At 61.3% G+C, this 16,461-nt stretch carries 15 protein-coding genes; 4 read left to right on the top strand and 11 right to left on the bottom strand.

Annotated elements, in window-relative coordinates; all coding sequences use genetic code 11:
- Positions 1-26 precede the first annotated feature (26 nt).
- Entirely contained in the window at positions 27-1,091 is a 1,065-nt protein-coding gene (locus D8B20_RS18025; protein ID WP_145890870.1) for an SDR family oxidoreductase, read from the bottom strand.
- Positions 1,092-1,193: 102 nt separating this feature from the next.
- Here D8B20_RS18025 and D8B20_RS18020 point away from each other — a divergent pair, with 102 nt between their 5' ends.
- Positions 1,194-2,096, top strand: a complete 903-nt coding sequence (locus D8B20_RS18020) for a LysR family transcriptional regulator (RefSeq protein WP_145890868.1) — start codon at positions 1,194-1,196, stop codon at positions 2,094-2,096.
- A gap of 115 nt (positions 2,097-2,211) precedes the next feature.
- Here D8B20_RS18020 and D8B20_RS18015 read toward each other — a convergent pair whose 3' ends face one another.
- On the bottom strand, positions 2,212-3,411 hold the full coding sequence (locus D8B20_RS18015; RefSeq protein ID WP_370664137.1) for a lactonase family protein: 1,200 nt from the start codon (positions 3,409-3,411) through the stop codon (positions 2,212-2,214).
- 288 nt (positions 3,412-3,699) lie between these two features.
- On the opposite strand from D8B20_RS18015, the gene D8B20_RS18010 reads away from it, so the two are divergent.
- Complete coding sequence (locus tag D8B20_RS18010) at positions 3,700-4,338, top strand: LysE family transporter (protein ID WP_145890864.1); 639 nt, start codon at positions 3,700-3,702, stop codon at positions 4,336-4,338.
- A gap of 37 nt (positions 4,339-4,375) precedes the next feature.
- Here D8B20_RS18010 and D8B20_RS18005 read toward each other — a convergent pair whose 3' ends face one another.
- The 4 genes from D8B20_RS18005 to D8B20_RS17990 form a co-directional block, all read right to left on the bottom strand.
- Positions 4,376-5,176 (bottom strand): inositol monophosphatase family protein, encoded by an 801-nt coding sequence (locus D8B20_RS18005; RefSeq protein WP_145890862.1) that lies wholly within the window; start codon positions 5,174-5,176, stop codon positions 4,376-4,378.
- Between the two features lie 14 nt (positions 5,177-5,190).
- Positions 5,191-6,252 carry an ABC transporter ATP-binding protein gene (locus D8B20_RS18000; RefSeq protein ID WP_145890860.1) on the bottom strand — a complete coding sequence of 354 codons (1,062 nt, stop codon included), beginning with the start codon at positions 6,250-6,252 and terminating at the stop codon, positions 5,191-5,193.
- On the bottom strand, positions 6,249-8,471 hold the full coding sequence (locus D8B20_RS17995) for an ABC transporter permease (RefSeq protein ID WP_145890858.1): 2,223 nt from the start codon (positions 8,469-8,471) through the stop codon (positions 6,249-6,251). Before D8B20_RS17995 ends, D8B20_RS18000 begins: the two co-directional genes overlap by 4 nt.
- Before the next feature lie 72 nt (positions 8,472-8,543).
- Positions 8,544-9,572 (bottom strand): ABC transporter substrate-binding protein, encoded by a 1,029-nt coding sequence (locus tag D8B20_RS17990; protein WP_145890856.1) that lies wholly within the window; start codon positions 9,570-9,572, stop codon positions 8,544-8,546.
- 209 nt (positions 9,573-9,781) lie between these two features.
- Between D8B20_RS17990 and D8B20_RS17985 the strand changes: the two genes are divergently transcribed.
- Positions 9,782-10,816 carry a LacI family DNA-binding transcriptional regulator gene (locus D8B20_RS17985; RefSeq protein ID WP_145890854.1) on the top strand — a complete coding sequence of 345 codons (1,035 nt, stop codon included), beginning with the start codon at positions 9,782-9,784 and terminating at the stop codon, positions 10,814-10,816.
- A gap of 23 nt (positions 10,817-10,839) precedes the next feature.
- Here the strand turns inward: D8B20_RS17985 and D8B20_RS17980 are convergent, their stop codons facing one another.
- From D8B20_RS17980 to D8B20_RS17965, 4 genes are all read right to left on the bottom strand, one after another.
- Complete coding sequence (locus D8B20_RS17980) at positions 10,840-11,247, bottom strand: DUF2000 family protein (protein WP_145890852.1); 408 nt, start codon at positions 11,245-11,247, stop codon at positions 10,840-10,842.
- Between the two features lie 31 nt (positions 11,248-11,278).
- Complete coding sequence (locus D8B20_RS17975; RefSeq protein ID WP_145890850.1) at positions 11,279-12,130, bottom strand: AraC family transcriptional regulator; 852 nt, start codon at positions 12,128-12,130, stop codon at positions 11,279-11,281.
- A gap of 30 nt (positions 12,131-12,160) precedes the next feature.
- Positions 12,161-13,459, bottom strand: coding sequence for an SLC13 family permease (locus D8B20_RS17970; RefSeq protein ID WP_145891618.1), 1,299 nt, complete (start codon positions 13,457-13,459; stop codon positions 12,161-12,163).
- Between the two features lie 82 nt (positions 13,460-13,541).
- Positions 13,542-14,444, bottom strand: a complete 903-nt coding sequence (locus D8B20_RS17965; protein ID WP_145890848.1) for a LysR substrate-binding domain-containing protein — start codon at positions 14,442-14,444, stop codon at positions 13,542-13,544.
- A 101-nt stretch (positions 14,445-14,545) separates the two neighbouring features.
- Between D8B20_RS17965 and D8B20_RS17960 the strand changes: the two genes are divergently transcribed.
- Entirely contained in the window at positions 14,546-15,316 is a 771-nt protein-coding gene (locus tag D8B20_RS17960; protein WP_145890846.1) for a HalD/BesD family halogenase, read from the top strand.
- A 10-nt stretch (positions 15,317-15,326) separates the two neighbouring features.
- On the opposite strand, the gene D8B20_RS17955 is transcribed toward D8B20_RS17960, so the two are convergent.
- Positions 15,327-16,406 (bottom strand): DUF2817 domain-containing protein, encoded by a 1,080-nt coding sequence (locus D8B20_RS17955; RefSeq protein WP_145890844.1) that lies wholly within the window; start codon positions 16,404-16,406, stop codon positions 15,327-15,329.
- Between the last annotated feature and the right edge of the window lie 55 nt (positions 16,407-16,461).

The following is a 16,461-nucleotide window of genomic DNA, read 5'->3' as shown; positions in this document are numbered from 1 at the left end:
CCACGGCGCGGCCCGCTTTTGCGGCATCAGGGAATGATGCGTTCCGCACGCAGTTTTTCAAACAGCGCTGTGAACGCGTCCAGCGTGGCGCGATAACCGGTAAAACCCGCTTTGCGGCTTTTGCTCATATCGGTAAAAGCTTCCATCGGACGCCCCAGATCGGCATCGGTGTGCCACCAGGACGCCAGTTTGCTGATATCGGCTTCGCGCAGCTGATGACGTGCCGCGATCTCGCGCCATGCCGCATCTGCCTCCTGCATTCTGTTTTCCAGCGGCATCATCTGCGCTGGATAGTCTGCCGCTTCCACGCCGAACCAGGCTGCCAGTCGTGGCCACAGCCAGTTCCAGCGGAACACATCGCCATTGACGGCGTTGAAATCCTGATTCGCGGCCTGTTCGCTGGTGGCAGCCCACAGCAGCTGCTCGGCCAGCAAACCGGCATCGGTGACATCTGCCACCCCGTTCCACTGCTCCGGCGAGCCCGGGAAGATAAACGGCCAGCCCTTTTCCCGGCACAGCGTGGCATAGACTGCCAGCGTTTGGCCCATGTTCATGGCATTGCCCAGCGCGTAGCCGATAATGGTATGTGGACGGTGCACACTCCAGCGGTAGCCATATTTCTCAGCACCGGCAAAGATCTCATCTTCCTGCGCGTAGTAAAAGTTATCGACCGGCTGACGTCCCTGCTCTTCGCGGAACGGCGTGACCGGTACCGCACCTTTGCCGTAAGCTTCAAACGGGCCGAGATAGTGTTTAAGGCCGGTGACCAGCGCAACGTGCGCACCCTGCAGTCGCTCACCGAGTCCTTCGATGACATGACGCACCATCGCCCCGTTAACGCGGATATTCTCTTTTTCATTTTCCTGACGCGACCAGACACTGAAGAACACCGCATCCGGCTTCTCCTGCGCCAGCACCGCCCGTACCTCATCGGCGTTGGTCAGATCCGCCGTCAGGCTGCGGCAGCCCTCCGGAATAGCCCCGCGGCCGCGTGACAGCCCGGTTACCTGCCAGCCTTCGTGCTGTAATTTTTCCGCCAGCGCACGGCCAATTACGCCGCTGATGCCTACAATCAAAGCCTGTTTTTGCATGGGTTCACTCTCCTTCATTGCGGTTTTTATCAGCGTAATAGAGAATTCAGTTCTTATCTCTGGCATTTATTCACTTCATTCCTGAACAGGATTCATTAATCCATGCACGATCAGCGCCTGAAAGATATCGTTCCCTTTGTCACCAGCGTGGAGAGCGGCAGCTTTACCGCCGCCGCAGAGCGTCTGCATTTAACGGGCTCGGCCGTCAGTAAAAGCGTATCGCGGCTGGAAGCGCGGCTGGGCTCCCGGCTGCTGGAGCGCACCACGCGCAGCCTGAAGCTGACAGATGCCGGCAGCGCGTATTACCAGACTTGCCTGCGCATAATGGAGGAACTGGCCGAAGCGGAAGCCGTGCTGGCGGCGCAGCGCACCATTCCTTCAGGCCGGCTGCGGCTGGCGGTGCCGACAACTTATGGTCGCCTTGGCGTCATGCCGCTGCTGATTCCCTTTAGTCAGGCCAACCCGGATGTGGCGCTGAGCCTGACGTTTTCCGACCGCTTTATCGATCTGTTTGACGAAGGGATAGATATGGCGGTGCGCATCGGGGGATCAGCGGATCTGCCCGCCTCGCTGGGCTGCCGGCAGATGGGCCGTGAGCGAATGGTATTTTGTGCTGCACCGTCCTACCTGGCGCGTGAAGGCTGTCCGACCAGCGAACGTGAACTGTTGCAGCATCGTGCGATTATGTATGAACGGGTGGATGGCAGCACAAAACCCTGGCTGTTCACCACCGCAGATGGTCATCCGCTGTGGCGTGACCAGCCCTACCGCATGGCGCTGGGCGACGTGGATGCGCAGGTGCAGGCGGTGTGCGCCGGACTGGGCGTGGCGCAGATGCCCTCCTGGCTGATCCGCGAACCGCTGGCACGTGGCGATCTGGTGATTATCCTGCCGGAACAGCAGCCCGATGGTCTGCCGCTGTCACTCATCTGGCCGCGCCGCAAGCAGCTGCTGCCAAAAGTCGATGCGCTGCTGGCCGCACTGGAACACCTGACGATTCGCTGAGCGAAGCGTTACCGGCGCGGCGCTGCCCGCGTCCTGCTGCCAAACCGGGCAGGTGCACCGCCGCGCCGCATCATGTTAACCGCTGCGGCAAACCCGGGTGCGGCAGCGGAAAAGGTTAATTGAAAAACTTAATATCTGTCGGGGTAGCGATGCTGGCCGCCGGTCCGCGCGCTTTCAGCTCACCGTTGCTGGGGTCAAAATCAAACAGCGTGATGGTATTGCTGAACACGTTCGCGACATACAGGTATTTGCCACTGTCATCAAACGAAAAAGCGCGCGGCTCAATCCCGTCGGCTGCATAGCGTTTTGGCGTCCCCAGCCTGCCGTCCGCACCAATACGGAAGACCAGCAGCTGATTGTCCGCGCCGCGATTGGAAACGATCAGATAATGGCCGTCCGGGCTGAGGATAATGCCGCCGCCGCTCTTGTATTCGGTACTGTTACGATCGCCATACAGCTTCACCTGTCCGGCGAGGGTCAGACGGTTATCGCTGACCTTCAGCGTCGCCAGCTCGCCCGCCATTTCAAGGATGACCCACGCGTGCTGGCCGTCGCGGGAAAACACCATATGACGCGGGCCACTGCCGGGCGCAAAACGCACCTCGCGTGACGGATCGGGCTGCAGCGGCTGTGCCTGGCTGGCGTCATAGCGCCACGCGTGCAGCCGGTCATCGCCCAGATCGGCAGCGTACAGATAGCTGCCATCCGGGGTAAACACCGTGGCGTGCGCATGGCCGCTCTCCTGACGCGTTTTAACCACGCCGCTGCCCTGATCAAAGGCGAACGACTGCACCTGATCGCCGAGGCTGCCGTCGGCGTGAACCGGGAAGACCGCCACGCCCGCCCCGCCTTTCGCTACGGAATAGTTTGAGACAAACAGGAACCGGCCATCCGGACTGAGCGTAGCGTGTGTCGGCTGTTGTCCGTGGCTGTTCACCACATTCAGCACCCGCACCGCGCCTGCGGCGTCAATCGCCAGCGCCGTCACCGTCCCGGCGTTCTCTTCGTTGGTGGTATAAGCAAAGCGACCGTCGCGTGATTTCACGATCCAGGACGGGCTCTTCATTTTTATGACATCAAGCGGCGTGAGCGTGCCGTCGCTGTTCATCTGCAGGCGGTAAAGCCCCTCGCTGGCATGCGCCGGTTTTTGCACTGCCGGTGCATCCGGAACAGAGGTCCAGGTGCCGACTAATGCTGTCTGATGTTGTGTGTTCTGCGCCATTGCACTCCCCGCAGGCGTAAAAAGAGCCAGTGATAATGCCATGCTCAGTGACGTTGCTAAACCACGCACCGGCAGTTTTCGGTTGTTACGCATTGTTGCTCCACCATAATCGGAATTGTTACCGGCTTCCGCCGCTTAAACAGGCAATCAGTGCTGCACGCTGCGCGTCATCTGCGCGCTGTTAAGCACTATAGCGGCAGGAAATTAAAGCGAAGCTGGACGGGACGATCGGCTTCACAAAACGGGTTATTTAATTGTGCGGTGGGCGCGCACGCGGCGTATCCATAGGGTTTAGTCAGCAATGCATCAGGCGCATTTCTTCGCCCCGCTGGCGCATGCTTTAATAGCGCTCTGACGCTTCTCAGGGAGGATGAAACCGCTATGCTGCCGTTTTCCAATGGTTTTCTGTTGAGTTTGTCGCTGTGCCTGGATATCGGGCTGGCCAACATCGCCATGATGACCCTGGCCATGCAGCGCGGCTATCTGCACGGTTTCTGGCTGGGCATTGGCACCTGTATCGGGGATTTGATCTATGCCCTGCTGGCGCTGGCGGGGATGGCGGTGGTGCTGCAGTTCACGCCGGTGCGCTGGGCGCTGTGGCTGGGCGGCGGGCTGATGCTCATCGGGTTTGCCGGTAAAATGCTGCACGCCGCGCTGACGCAAACCGTTACGCTGCCTGCGGCCGACAGCCAGCCACGCCGCTCGCTGCTGCGGGAATTCCGCCGGGGCATCGTGCTGGCAATGTCGTCCCCGACCGCCATTTTATGGTTCGCCAGCGTGGGCGGCGCACTGATCGCCCGCATGGGTCAGCACGACGCGGCGACCACTTCGTGGTTCCTCAGCGGTTTCTTTCTGGCGGGCGTGTTCTGGACCGGTGTTATCTGCCTGGTGGGCAGCCTGGGCGGCAGGCTGATGGGTCAGCGTTTGCTGAAGTATTGCTACCTCGCTTCCGCGCTGATTTTCTGTTATTTCGCGGTGTATGTGATCGGCTCCGGCTACCGCGAATTTGTGCAGCATTAAGGCTTGATAACGGGCCGCGCCGGCCCGTCAGCCAGCGCTATATCCCGGCGATCCGTTGCAGATCGGCAGCGGCGCCAGGCGCAACGGCCAGCACCTTCGCACCTTTAAGTAAACGTTCACCTTCGGTATTAAACGGGTGATACCAGCCGCCCGCCTCCTTCACCAGACAATAACCGGCGAGGCAATCCCAGGCGTGCATATAGGGTTCGTAATAGCCCACCACGCGCCCGGCGGCCACCCAGGCCAGCATCAGCGCCCCGGAACCCAGGCGGATAAAGTTGCCGCCTGCGGCCAGCAGATCGGCCAGAATCCGGCCCACCTCATCCGGGCTGACATGGCTGTTGGCACCAAAACCGGTGACGTGATTTTGCAACGTACGTGTCGGGTCAACCTGCAGACGGCGGCCGTTCAGCGTTGCCCCGTGACCCTGCGCCGCCACATAGCACTCCTGATAGGTGGGCGCATAGATCACACCGATAACCGGTTCGCCGTTGTGCAGCACCGCCACCGAAACACACCAGTTCGGCATACCGTTGAGAAACGGGCTGGTGCCGTCAATGGGATCAACCACCCATGTGTAGCCGGATGTGCCGGCCTGCAGGCCATACTCCTCCCCGAGAAAGCCGTCTGCCGGATAGGCTGCGCTGATCTGCCGGGCGATCAGCTGTTCCACTTCGCGATCGGCCCGGGACACCACATCCTGCAAATCGTACTTGGTTTCGACCACCAGCGCATCGCGCTGGTGGAACCATTCCAGCGCTTTTTCGCCTCCGGCGCGCGCCACCTTTTCTGCCAGCTTCAGGCGCGAGAGCAGCGCTTCCTCTCCTGTGTGATTCATGCTTTGTCCTTATGTTAACCGGTAATCAGGGCCAGGCCCTGAGGTTTAAAATCAATCATCACGCGCGCGGCCAGCGGAAGCTGCTGTTCCATGTGCGCATCCACAATGAACAGCGAGCCCAGCTCGGTCGCCACTTCATACTCAATGTGATCGCCCAGCCAGGTGCTGTGGGTCACTTCACCGTTCAGTGCCCCGCTGCCGCTGGCGCGCAGGGTAATAAACTGCGGTCGTACCGAAAGCTGCGCTGCGCCGGGCTGCATTCCGTTACCGCGCACGCGATAGCGCTGGCGGCCCAGCCGGATCAGCGCTTCGCTGCCTTCCACCTGCTCGACGTCACACGGCAGAATGTTGGCCTCGCCCATAAAATCGGCAATGAACACTGAATTAGGGCGGTGATACAGGCTCTCCGGCGCACCCTGCTGCGCAATATCCCCGTCTTTCATGACAATAATGTTATCGGATACCGCCAGCGCCTCTTCCTGATCGTGAGTGACGTATACGGCGGTGAAGCCCAGCCGCTGCTGTAAATCGCGGATGTCGGTCCGCACGCGCCGGCGCAGCCGTTCATCCAGGTTGGAGAGCGGCTCATCCAGCAGCAGCACCTGCGGCTCCAGCACCAGCGCACGCGCCACCGCAATGCGCTGCTGCTGGCCGCCAGAGAGCTCGGACGGCAGGCGCTGCCCCTGCTGTTCCAGCCCCACCAGCTTCAGCCCCTCGCGCGCGCGATCCTGCGCTTCCCGCTTCGGGATGCCGGAAGAGAGCAGTCCGTACAGGATGTTTTCAAGCGCGCTCATATGCGGAAACAGGGCGTAAGACTGGAACACCATCGCCACGTCGCGCGCGTTGGCGGGCAGATGCGTCACATCGCGGCCACCAATCAGAATGCGCCCGGAAGTCGGATGCTCCAGCCCGGCCAGCAGGCGCAGCGTGGTGGTTTTACCGCAGCCGGAAGGCCCCAGTAGCGTCACCAGCATGCCGGGTTCCACCGTCAGCGACAGATCCGGCAGCGCAGTGAAGCCGGCAAAACGTTTGGAGACATGTTCAAACACAACCGAACCGGCTTTGATGGCAGTCATACAGCACTCTCCTGAGTTAATGAAGGGGCGGCGGGTGGCGCGGTTACCGCCATCGGGCGGGCAACGCGGCGCAGTTTGCGCTCACCGACCAGCCCCTGGAACACACCGATGATCAGCAGCATCACCACAATGAGTACCGTGGAGTAGGCAATCGCGACGCCGTATTCGCCGTTTTCAACCAGCCCGACGATGTACGATGTCGCCATGTTGTATTGCGCGCTCACCAGGAAGATCACCGCGCTGATAGAGGTGATGGCGCGAACAAAGGCGTACACCAGCGCAGCGCTGAACGCGGGCTTGAGCAGCGGCAGCACCACTTTACGCAGCGTGCGGAAGCTGCTGGCTCCCAGCGTCAGCGAAGCCTCATCCAGACTCTTGTCCAGCTGGCTCATGGCGGCAATGCCGCCCCGCACGCCAACCGGCATATTGCGAAACACAAAGCAGGCCACCAGAATCATCGCGGTGCCGGTGATTTCCAGCGGCGGCAGGTTATAGGCCATCACATAACTGACGCCGATCACCGTGCCCGGAATGGCAAAGCTGAGCATCAGCAGAAACTCAAATGTCTGCCGCCCGGCGAACGTCTGCCGTACAATCAGCCATGCCGTCAGCAGGCCGACAGCGGCGGTCAGCGGGGCGGCGATCAGCGCGATCTCCAGCGTGGTCCAGAATGAATTCCACGCCACACCGCTCCACAGCAGGTGTCCGTCACTGACGGTAATGCGGAAAGCGCGCACGTAATGATCGAAGGTCAGCGCATTGTTCAGCCCCCACGATTGCACAAACCCGCCCACCGCAATCATGCCGTAGATCACCAGCGTGAACAGCCCCCACGGAATGACCGTCGCGTAAACGCCCAGCCGTAGCGTGCGCGGCAACTCGCTGTGTCTGCCGCCATCGCCTTTACCGGTGACGGTGGCAAAGTTTTTGCCGCCCAGCCACAGACGCTGCAGCACAAACGCTGCCAGGGTAAAGCACAGCAGGATCATCGCCAGCACCGCCGCGCGGCTGGGATCGTTTTGCGCCCCCACGACGGAGAAAAAGATTTCGGTGGACAGCACACCATGGCTGCCACCCAGCACCATCGGGTTACCAAAGTCCGCCATGCTCTCAATAAAGCTGATTAGAAAAGCGTTGGCGAGGCCGGGGGCCATTAACGGCAGGGAGACGCGGGAAAAGGTGCGCCAGCGGTTGGCACGCAGCGTTTGTGACGCTTCTTCCAGCGAAGGACTGACGCCCTCCACTACCCCAATCAGCACCAGAAACGCGATCGGCGTGAAGGAGAGCACCTGCGCGATCCAGATACCGGTTAAGCCATACAGCCAGCGACCCGGCTCGATACCGAACAGCGTTGCCAGCTGTTCAGTCACGACACCGGAGCGGCCAAACAGCAGGATCAGCGCCAGACCAATCACGAAGGGTGGCGTGATGATCGGCAGGATGGTCAGCATGCGCAGCGCTTTTTTAAACGGCAGCGGCGTGCGGGTGGCGGCAAGGGCAAAAGCCAGGCCCAGCAGGGTCGCACCGCTGGCCGTCATCAGCGCCAGCCACAGCGTGCGCCAGGCGGTGCCGCAGCTGCCGCCTTTCAGACAGGCAAGGCTCCAGACAGAAGGATCCTGCAGGTTCGTGATCAGCCCGTCAGGCTGGAAGCCGCCCGTGGCATCCTGCACCGAGACCACAAACAGACTCAGCACCGGATAAAGTACAAAGACGCTGACCAGTGCCGTCAGCAGAACCAGCGCCGCCACCACAAAGGCATCGCCTTTCAGCACGCCGCGTTCGGCAAGCGCAAATGCAAACAGCAGCAGGAATACTGTCAGCAGCAGCAACGCGCCTGCACCAAAGGCCGGTTGTCCCTGCGCCAGCGCGCCAAAGGTGTTTTCGAGCCATAGCCAGCTCCAGCCGCTGTAACCAATAGCATGACCTTCAGCCAGCAAAAACAGTACGCCGCACGCACTCCACAGCAGCAGCAGCCGGTTACGCAGCACAGCAGGCAGCAGGGCGCTGACGCCGCACAGCACCAGCAGCGCGACAGCCACGCCGAGCCACGGATGGGACGACAGCTGCCACAGCGCCGGTGCGCTGGCGGCATCACGCCATAAATGGCTGAGCCAGCCACCACTGAAGAAACCATTTTCCAGGCTGTACCACGGCAGTAGCGTGAGCGCCGCCGCGCCCGCCAGCAGTGCGCCTGTCAGCCGGCGATTTTGTGCATTCATGTTTTACCTCGATCCGCGTTCGCTTTATCCGACGCCCGCCGCAACCAGCGCGCACGTCTGTTCTGCCGCCGGCTACTGCGCGCTGGCACCAATCTCTTTGTCCCAGCGGCCCAGCAACGCTTTACGTTTGGCTGTATCGCCATAGGTTTTAAAGTCGTAATCGATCAGTTTGATGTTTTCGAAACGCGGCGCGTAGGGTGAAATCTCAGCGTTGCGGTTGGACGGCAGCTGGAAGGATTTGGCCTCTTTCATGTGCGATTGCGCCTCTGCGCTCAGCGCCCAGTCGTACCAGACTTTGGCGCTGGCGAGGTTGCGTGCCCCTTTTACAATCGACATTGAGCCAATTTCGTAGCCGGTGCCTTCACAGGGGGCAACGGTTTTGATCGGAAAGCCGTCTACCTGCATCGCCACCGCATCATGCATAAACACAATGCCGACGGTGGTTTCACCGCGCGCGGCAGCTTTCACCGGCGCGGAGCCGGATTTGGTGTACTGCGAAATATTGGCGTTGAGCTTCTTCAGGTAATCAAAGGCCTGATCCTCGCCCATGATCTGTACCAGCGTTGCCAGCGTGTTATAGGCCGTGCCGGAAGAGTTAGGATTCGCAATCTGAATTTCACCTTTGAACGCCGGATCGAGCAGATCGGCCCAGCAGGCAGGCGCTTTCAGCTTCTTCTCTGCCAGCAGCCGGGTGTTGTAGCCCCACCCCAGCGCACCCGCGTAAATGCCCACCGTGCGGTAACCCGCGTTTTCAGCCTGTTTTTGCGCCCATGGCTGCTGCTGAACCAGCAGCGGAGAGTGATACGCCTGCGTCAACCCTTCTGCGGCCGCCTGCATGTGCGGATCGCCGGTGCCCGCCCACCAGATATCGGTGCGCGGATTGCGTGCTTCACTGCGCAGGCGGGCATAGGCCTCGCCGGCCGACAGGCGCACCATGCTGACGTTAATATCGGGGTGCGCCTGGCTGAAGATGCGCGTCATGTGCTCACACACCACCACATCCGCAGAGCAGATCATATTGAGATTGCCGGCTGCCTGGACAGCAGCAGGCAGCACAGAGCAGCAGAGGGACAGCGTTACGGCCAGTCGGGTAAGGCGCATGATGTTCTCCTGAATTTGCCGGGCGTGCTTTTTGAAATGTTTGCACGTGTGTGCAAATTAGTAATGATCAATAAATAGCCTGTCAAATAGCCTGCAGCGTAATTCACAGTGCCTGTCACAAAAATGCAACAAATGTGATCGCAGATCGATTTGCACAGCTTTGCAATTTGCGGCAGACTCTTTTCAGCAGGAAGTCTGAGGATAAAAGCATGCAAAATGATAAGGCCGGGGTCAGCGCGCAGGATGTGGCAGAACGCGCAGGCGTTTCGCGCTCTGCGGTATCGCGCGCCTTTACGCCGGGAGCCAGCGTCTCAGCGGCGACCCGGGAGCGCATCATGAAGGCGGCGGCAGAGCTGGGTTATCACGTTAACCATCTGGCGCGCGGGCTGGTGCGCAATCGCAGCGGGATTGTCTGTCTGATTGTTTCAGAAATTGCCACGCCTTACCGCGCCAGCCTGGTACGCTGGCTGACGCAGTTTCTGCAGGAAGCCGGCAAGGTGGCGATGCTGATTAACACCGATCGTTCGGATAACAGCGTCTCGGCAGCGCTGCTGCAGGCAATTAATTTCCGCGCCGATGCGTCCATTATCCTTTCCGGTATGCCGGATCGCACCATTACCCGCCAGTGCTATCAGCATGGTCAGCGCATCATTTTGATTAATCGCGACGAAGCGTTACCGGGCTCGCTCAGCATCCATCTCGATGCGCAGGCGGCGGCGACCACGGCGGTAAGGGCATTTCAGCGCGCAGGCTGCCGCCATCTGGCCTTTGCAAACTCACTGGCCGGCACGCCCAGCCTGATCAAGCGTGAAGCAGCATTTGTGCAGGCCGCAGAGCAGGCCGGATTGATGGTCAGCGTGGAGCGTTTCGGCACTACCTCTTACGAAAGCGGGCAAATTCTGGCGCACCGCCTGCTGACGCGCGCGCAGCGGCCCGATGCGGTATTTTGCGTGACCGATTTGGTCGCCTGTGGCTTTATGGATGAAGCCCGGCATCGCTTTCAGCTGCGCGTGCCGGACGATCTCTGTCTGATTGGCTATGACAATATCGCTCAGGCCAGCTGGTCCTCCTACAGTCTCACCACCTTTGCCCAGCCGGTAGAACAGTTTGCCCGCGATGCGGTGAACTGGCTGCAGCAGAAAGAGCAGGCAGAAAACGGCCTGACGCCGCAGCACGAGCAACAGCATGACACCCTGGTTTATCAGGCTGACGTGGTATGGCGCGGGTCGGTACGCGGCGGGTGAACCGCACGCTATGCCCGGGCCCGTCAGGGATGCATCGCCAGCCCTTTGATCGCTTTATCAACGGCTTTTTTCGGGCCGCGCAGGGCGATGCCGACGAGGTTGAGATTGTCCGCATCCTCTGCCAGAAACACCTCGCGGTTGGCGGCATCGTGTCCGGTTGAAAACATCGCTTCAACATACGGGATCAGCGTCAGTTCGCGCTCCAGCCCCTGGCGATGAGCACGCTGTAAGCCTGCGATATCCGCAGCAAAGACCAGCATGGGCTGTCCGGCCATGTTGCCATACTGCCGGCCACGCGCGTCGACGTAGGGCTCACCCATCATCTCCGGCGCAGCCGCAGCGATACCGGTGGCAAGAAACGCCACAACGTTCAGGCGCTGCCAGACAGCTAAATCATCGCGGACAATCAGAGCAATTTTGGTATCAAACATCGGTAAGGCTCTCCGTTCAGGAAAAACCTCACTATCGGCGCACGGGCGGGTCCGGGTATAGAACGTTTGTGCACTGACGCTGATACAGGGCGGGCGTCATCCGGTAGGCGCGCTGGAACCAGCGGCCGAGGTGGCTCTGATCGGCAAAGCCGACCTGTGCAGCAACCTCAACCGGTGCCACGCCGCGCGCCAGCAGCATCCGGGCAGTACGCAGGCGCAAACGCACCAGATAGGCGTGCGGGGACTGACCAAACGCCTGTTTGAACTGGCGCGTCAGGCGGAAACGATCCATGCCCGCCAGCCGGGCCAGATCGTCCAGCCCCGTATCCTGGGCCATAAAATCGTGCAGGTAGTCGCGCAGCCGCTGCATCTGTGGCAGGGCGAGCCGGTCAGGTGCAGCGGGTGTCACTGTCAGATGGCGTGACAGCAGGGTCAGCAGATGATCAAGCTGCTGGTCGCGTGCCAGCCGCCCTTCGCCGTGATGCAACGCCAGCCACGCCTGCTGAATGGCACTGGCAAGGCGCGGATCGTCGGTGAGGGTGTGGCGAAACGCGCCCTGCAGCGTGGCGATATCGCCGAGGCCGCGCTGTTCCAGCATAGTGGCGACCCAAGACTGTGGCAGATAGAGCATGACATAGGTAAAACCGTCTGCCTCAGGCGCATGACCATCATGCACCGCGCCGGGTTCAATCAGGATGGCACGTCCCGGCGTGCTGGTATGCAGGGCGCGATGGCAGTGAAAGCGCTGTAATCCCTGCTGCGTCACCCCGACCAGCAGCTCGTCATGATCGTGCGGATCGTAAGCGTGTCCGCGAAAATGTGCGCTGACGCTTTCGATGCCGGTTTCGTCATCGCGTCGAAGTTCAACCCAATCGTTCTTCACTGGCCTGCATCCGCTCCGTTTTGCACCGCCCTATCCGCCATACCCTAACAGCCGGAACCACAGATAATCCAGCGGTAACAGCAGCACCATACTCAGGAAAAACAGGGTGACGCACAGCATTAATCCGGCCCTGGCCGGCACATTACCAAGGCCCATCGCCACCACCACCGGTGAGGCCTGATACGGCAGCAGCGGCGTCGCGTAGGCAAACACCTGCAACATCACCACGCCGATCAGCGGCAAGCCCGAGGCGCTGGCCAGCTCCTGGGCCATCGGCGTCACCATCGCCGGCACACCGTTGGCGGTCAGCACAAAATTGAGCAGCGACACCAGCGCACTGAGCACCGCAAAATTATGGAACGAGGGCTGTGCTTCCAGCGGCAACAGGCTGAGCAGCGCGCTGGCTATCAGGCGGCCAAGCCCCGATTCCACCACCACGGACGCCAGCCCCAGAATACCGGCGATATAGAGACAGGTACGGATATTGACGCCGCTGGCAAAGTCGTCGCCGCTCAGAAAGCCGATACGCGGCAGCAGGCAGACGCAGGCGGCTGCCAGCCCCACCCACGCAGCGGACAAGCCGTGCAGGCTGTCGGTCATCCACAGCAGCAGCGTAATCAGCAGCAGGCCGAGCAACCGCCATTCGGCTGCGCTCAGCGTGGCCAGCGTATCACGCTGCGTCACCGGCAGCGGCTGCGCGCGAAACAGCACGATAATGCAGCCCCCCAGCAACAGCCCTTTTGCCAGGCCGACCACCGGCATATGCAGCAGCCACCACGGCAGCCACTGCAGATGCAGTTGCCAGGCGCTTTCCGCCGCCCCGCTCAGCACCAGATTCGGCACGTTGGCCGGCAAAATACTGGCAGAAAGCTGGAAGGTACCCACGCCCACTGCCAGCGCCAGACCGATGCTGCCACGACTGCCTGGCGCAATGCCTGCCCGCTCGCCCAGCGCCAGCACCACCGGCATCAGCAGTGCGATACGCCCCATGTTGGACGGCATCACCAGCGCCAGCAGATAGGTCAGCAGCAGCGTGCCCATTATCATGCGCGGCCAGCTCTGACTGAGCGGCACCACCAGCCAGTTAGCCCAGCGCTGCGCCAGCCCGACTTTGCGGATGGCGGCCCCCAGCACAAAACCGCTCAGCACCAGCCAGAACGCTGAGGAAGCAAAACCGCTGAACACGCTGCTGGCAGGCGCGATATGCAGCAGCATCGCCGCAGCGAAAAACAGCAGTGCAGTCAGGTATTCCGGCAGGCGGGCCAGGGCCCACAGTAAAATGGTGCAGCCCACGACCAGTGCGGTCAGCCACTGCGGTGTTTCAGCGATCACGGTTCCCGCTCCTTGTTGTCATCCACGTGCCCCCGGCGCTTGCCCCGCACGACGCGGGACATCCTGTGCCTGTGACGGGTCAGCACGCGGCCAGCCTTTGCAGCCACGTCATCAGCGCCTCGCTGCCCGGCTGGCTCAGCGTGCGCCGTGGCCAGGCAAGATAGTAGGGTTTGCTGAGCGGCAGGCTGAGGGGGTCCACCACCTGCAGATCGCCGCGTGCCAGCTCGGCTGCAATCAGACGGCGCTGTCCCAGCAGCAGGCCTGCACCCGCCACCGCAGCGTCAATTGCCAGCGCGGTAAGATTAAAACTGAATGCCGGCTGCGCGGCCGGTTCTGCCCTTCCGCGCGCCTGAAACCAGCTGCGCCAGTCGGGCAGAAACCGCCCGTCGTTGCCCCAGTCAAGGTGAATCAGCGGCGCGTCGCTCAACAGCCGGGCGCGATCGTAGCGCTGCAGCAGGGCCGGACTGGCTACCGGCAGCACCGCATCCTGGAACAGCCGCTGTTTATCCAGCTGCGGATAGCGATCTTCGCCAAAGCAGATAACAAAATCAGCCGGCGTGGCGCTGAAATCCACCAGCGCATGCGTGCCGTGTAACTGCAGATCGATTCCCGGACAGGCCGCCCGCCATGCGGCTATTTCCGGCAGCAGCCACTTCGCAGCCAGCGCCGGCAAAGCATACAGCGTCAGCTTCGGCAGGCTGGCCGCGTGGCGCAGGTTCTGCTGGCCAAGGTGCAGAATATCAAAGGCTTCGCTGACGTAGCGCAGGTACTCTTTGCCGCTGTCCGTCAGCACCACGCCGTGCTGGCTGCGCACAAACAGGGCACTGCCAAGCTGCGCTTCCAGCTGACGGATCTGCTGACTCACGGCTGCAGGCGTCAGCGCCAGCAGGGCAGCGGCTTTGGCCAGGCTGCCCTGCTCTGCCGCCACCTTGAACGCCTGAATAACGCTGATTTTGGGTAAACGGGACGCGGGCGCAGGCATTAACGTTTCCTTAGCAGGGCAGTAAAAAATGATCGTTACGCAGTAAGTTATCAGCAGGTTACAGTGAGTTCATCTTTTGCTGATAAAGAATCAGGGTGACCATGTCCGATCTCGTGCGTTTCGATCTCCATCCGCTGGCTGACGCCGACTGGCGTGCGCGCTGCCGTCAGCAGCTCAACCAGCACGGCGCGCTGGTATTGCGCCAGTTTCTGCAACCGGCAGCGCTGCAGGCCATCATTGCGGAAGGCAACGCGCAGCGCCACCGGGCGTATCACACTGTCAGCAAGCACAACGTCTATCTGCTGAAGCCGGACGCAACGCAGCACGCAGATCACCCGCGCAACCGTGAGGTGCTCAGTACCAAAGGCTGCATCACGGACGATGCGATCGCGGCGGACTCACCGCTGCGCCAGCTGTACAACGATGCGCTGTTTCAGCAGTTTCTGTGCGATGTGCTGGGCGAAACCGCGCTTTATCCGTATGCCGATCCGCTCTCATCAATTAACCTGCACTATGCGCCGGAAGGACAAGAGCTGGGGTGGCACTTCGACAACTCCTCGTTCGCCATCACGCTGCTGGTGCAGAAACCGCGCGCCGGCGGGGTATTCCAGTATGTCAAAGATCTGCGCGATGCCGATGCCGGAGAGATGAACTATGACGGCGTTGCGGCCGTGCTGGATCAGCGCCAGCCGGTGGAGGCGCTGGCGATTGACGCCGGCGATCTGGTGCTGTTTCGCGGCCGTAATTCGCTGCACCGCGTAACCCCAACCGAAGGCGACATTACCCGCATGCTGGCCGTACTGGCGTACAATACCCAGCCGGGTATCGCGTTATCGGAAACCGCCCGCATGACCTTTTACGGCCGCCTGTAACGATGCCGGTTCACGCCTGGTGCGCGGTCAGCCCCTGCCAGCCGCGCATAAAAATTTGCCGGGTCCGGAAGGCGACCAGCTCGCGCCAGTCGCGGTCGGCGGGCCAGAAGCCTTCTGTCAGCTGCTGTTTTATGGCCTCTCCGGCCGCGCTGGCGGGATCGCCCTGCAGATGCAGCCAGTGGTCTTCACGCACGCGGCGATGCATCTCCTCACCCGCATAGGTGCCACATTCAATCACCAGCGGCAGCATCTGCGTCTGCGGCAGACTCTCCAGTAAAAACTGTGAGACATAGCCGGTTGCCGTGGCCGTTACGCCGGTGTCACTGTCACGTCCGGCACCGGTAAACAGCAGCGTCAGCCACTGGTCATAGAGACGTTTACCCCACTGATGGGCCGGCACCGGCTTTTCCGCAATGGCCAGCAGCATCGGATGGCCCCACGCCCCGGCACCGGTATGCAGATCAAAGCTGAGAACGGTGGTGGCATGGGATAAATGTGCGGCAATGATGCGCTGCAGCGTCTGATGCGACCAGCCCGGCTGCCTGCCGCCGAAGAAAATGCCGTCTGCATACTGATACTGACCGGCTTCCACCACGCGCTTGATCGCAGGCCAGCCGCTATTTTGCAGCGCCGCGGTCAGCAGCCGGTCGGCTTCAGCGCGATCGCCATGGTAGAGCGCGTGCCACTGCGCATACGCCGGCGTGGCGGGCACGGGCTGACGGAAATCGATGAAGTTGCGGTTGATATCGATATTGTCCTCATTCACGCGGCGCAAATGCGCAGCGCCCCACGGATTAAGCAGATGCAGCATCACCAGCGCGGTACCGGCGGGCAGCAGACGATCATCCATGGTGTCAAGCCAGGCGATCTGGCTGTCGGAACCGTAATACCCTTCCACGCCGTGGGTACCGGAAATCACCAGCATGATGCGTTCAGCGTGGGGATCGCCTATCACCGCGACATCGGTAAACAGCGCTTCGCCCTGCGGGCCAGTCAGGGGATGGGGATAAGACGTGAGCGCGCCATGCAAGCGCGCCACCGCAGCGAGAAACCGGGCGCGCTGCGCCGTGTAGTTTGGCAGTGCAGACATAGAGGTTCCGGAATGGATAAAGGGTAACGCTTACCCTAACCCTCCCCGGGCGGGG

The organism is Candidatus Pantoea soli (assembly GCF_007833795.1).
GTDB lineage: Bacteria > Pseudomonadota > Gammaproteobacteria > Enterobacterales > Enterobacteriaceae > Pantoea > Pantoea soli.
The sequence above is the reverse complement of the archived record's forward strand: the minus strand, read 5'-3'. Positions and strand labels throughout refer to the sequence as shown.

Bases quoted from the DNA above. Each gene is read 5' to 3' on its own strand.
- D8B20_RS17980 (WP_145890852.1), bottom strand. From the start codon at position 11,247: ATGTTTGATACCAAAATTGCTCTGATTGTCCGCGATGATTTAGCTGTC.
- D8B20_RS18025 (WP_145890870.1), bottom strand. From the start codon at position 1,091: ATGCAAAAACAGGCTTTGATTGTAGGCATCAGCGGCGTAATTGGCCGT.
- D8B20_RS17990 (WP_145890856.1), bottom strand. From the start codon at position 9,572: ATGCGCCTTACCCGACTGGCCGTAACGCTGTCCCTCTGCTGCTCTGTG.
- D8B20_RS17955 (WP_145890844.1), bottom strand. From the start codon at position 16,406: ATGTCTGCACTGCCAAACTACACGGCGCAGCGCGCCCGGTTTCTCGCT.
- D8B20_RS17995 (WP_145890858.1), bottom strand. From the start codon at position 8,471: ATGAATGCACAAAATCGCCGGCTGACAGGCGCACTGCTGGCGGGCGCG.
- D8B20_RS18005 (WP_145890862.1), bottom strand. From the start codon at position 5,176: ATGAATCACACAGGAGAGGAAGCGCTGCTCTCGCGCCTGAAGCTGGCA.
- D8B20_RS18010 (WP_145890864.1), top strand. From the start codon at position 3,700: ATGCTGCCGTTTTCCAATGGTTTTCTGTTGAGTTTGTCGCTGTGCCTG.
- D8B20_RS17965 (WP_145890848.1), bottom strand. From the start codon at position 14,444: ATGCCTGCGCCCGCGTCCCGTTTACCCAAAATCAGCGTTATTCAGGCG.
- D8B20_RS18015 (WP_370664137.1), bottom strand. From the start codon at position 3,411: ATGCGTAACAACCGAAAACTGCCGGTGCGTGGTTTAGCAACGTCACTG.
- D8B20_RS18020 (WP_145890868.1), top strand. From the start codon at position 1,194: ATGCACGATCAGCGCCTGAAAGATATCGTTCCCTTTGTCACCAGCGTG.
- D8B20_RS18000 (WP_145890860.1), bottom strand. From the start codon at position 6,252: ATGACTGCCATCAAAGCCGGTTCGGTTGTGTTTGAACATGTCTCCAAA.
- D8B20_RS17985 (WP_145890854.1), top strand. From the start codon at position 9,782: ATGCAAAATGATAAGGCCGGGGTCAGCGCGCAGGATGTGGCAGAACGC.
- D8B20_RS17960 (WP_145890846.1), top strand. From the start codon at position 14,546: ATGTCCGATCTCGTGCGTTTCGATCTCCATCCGCTGGCTGACGCCGAC.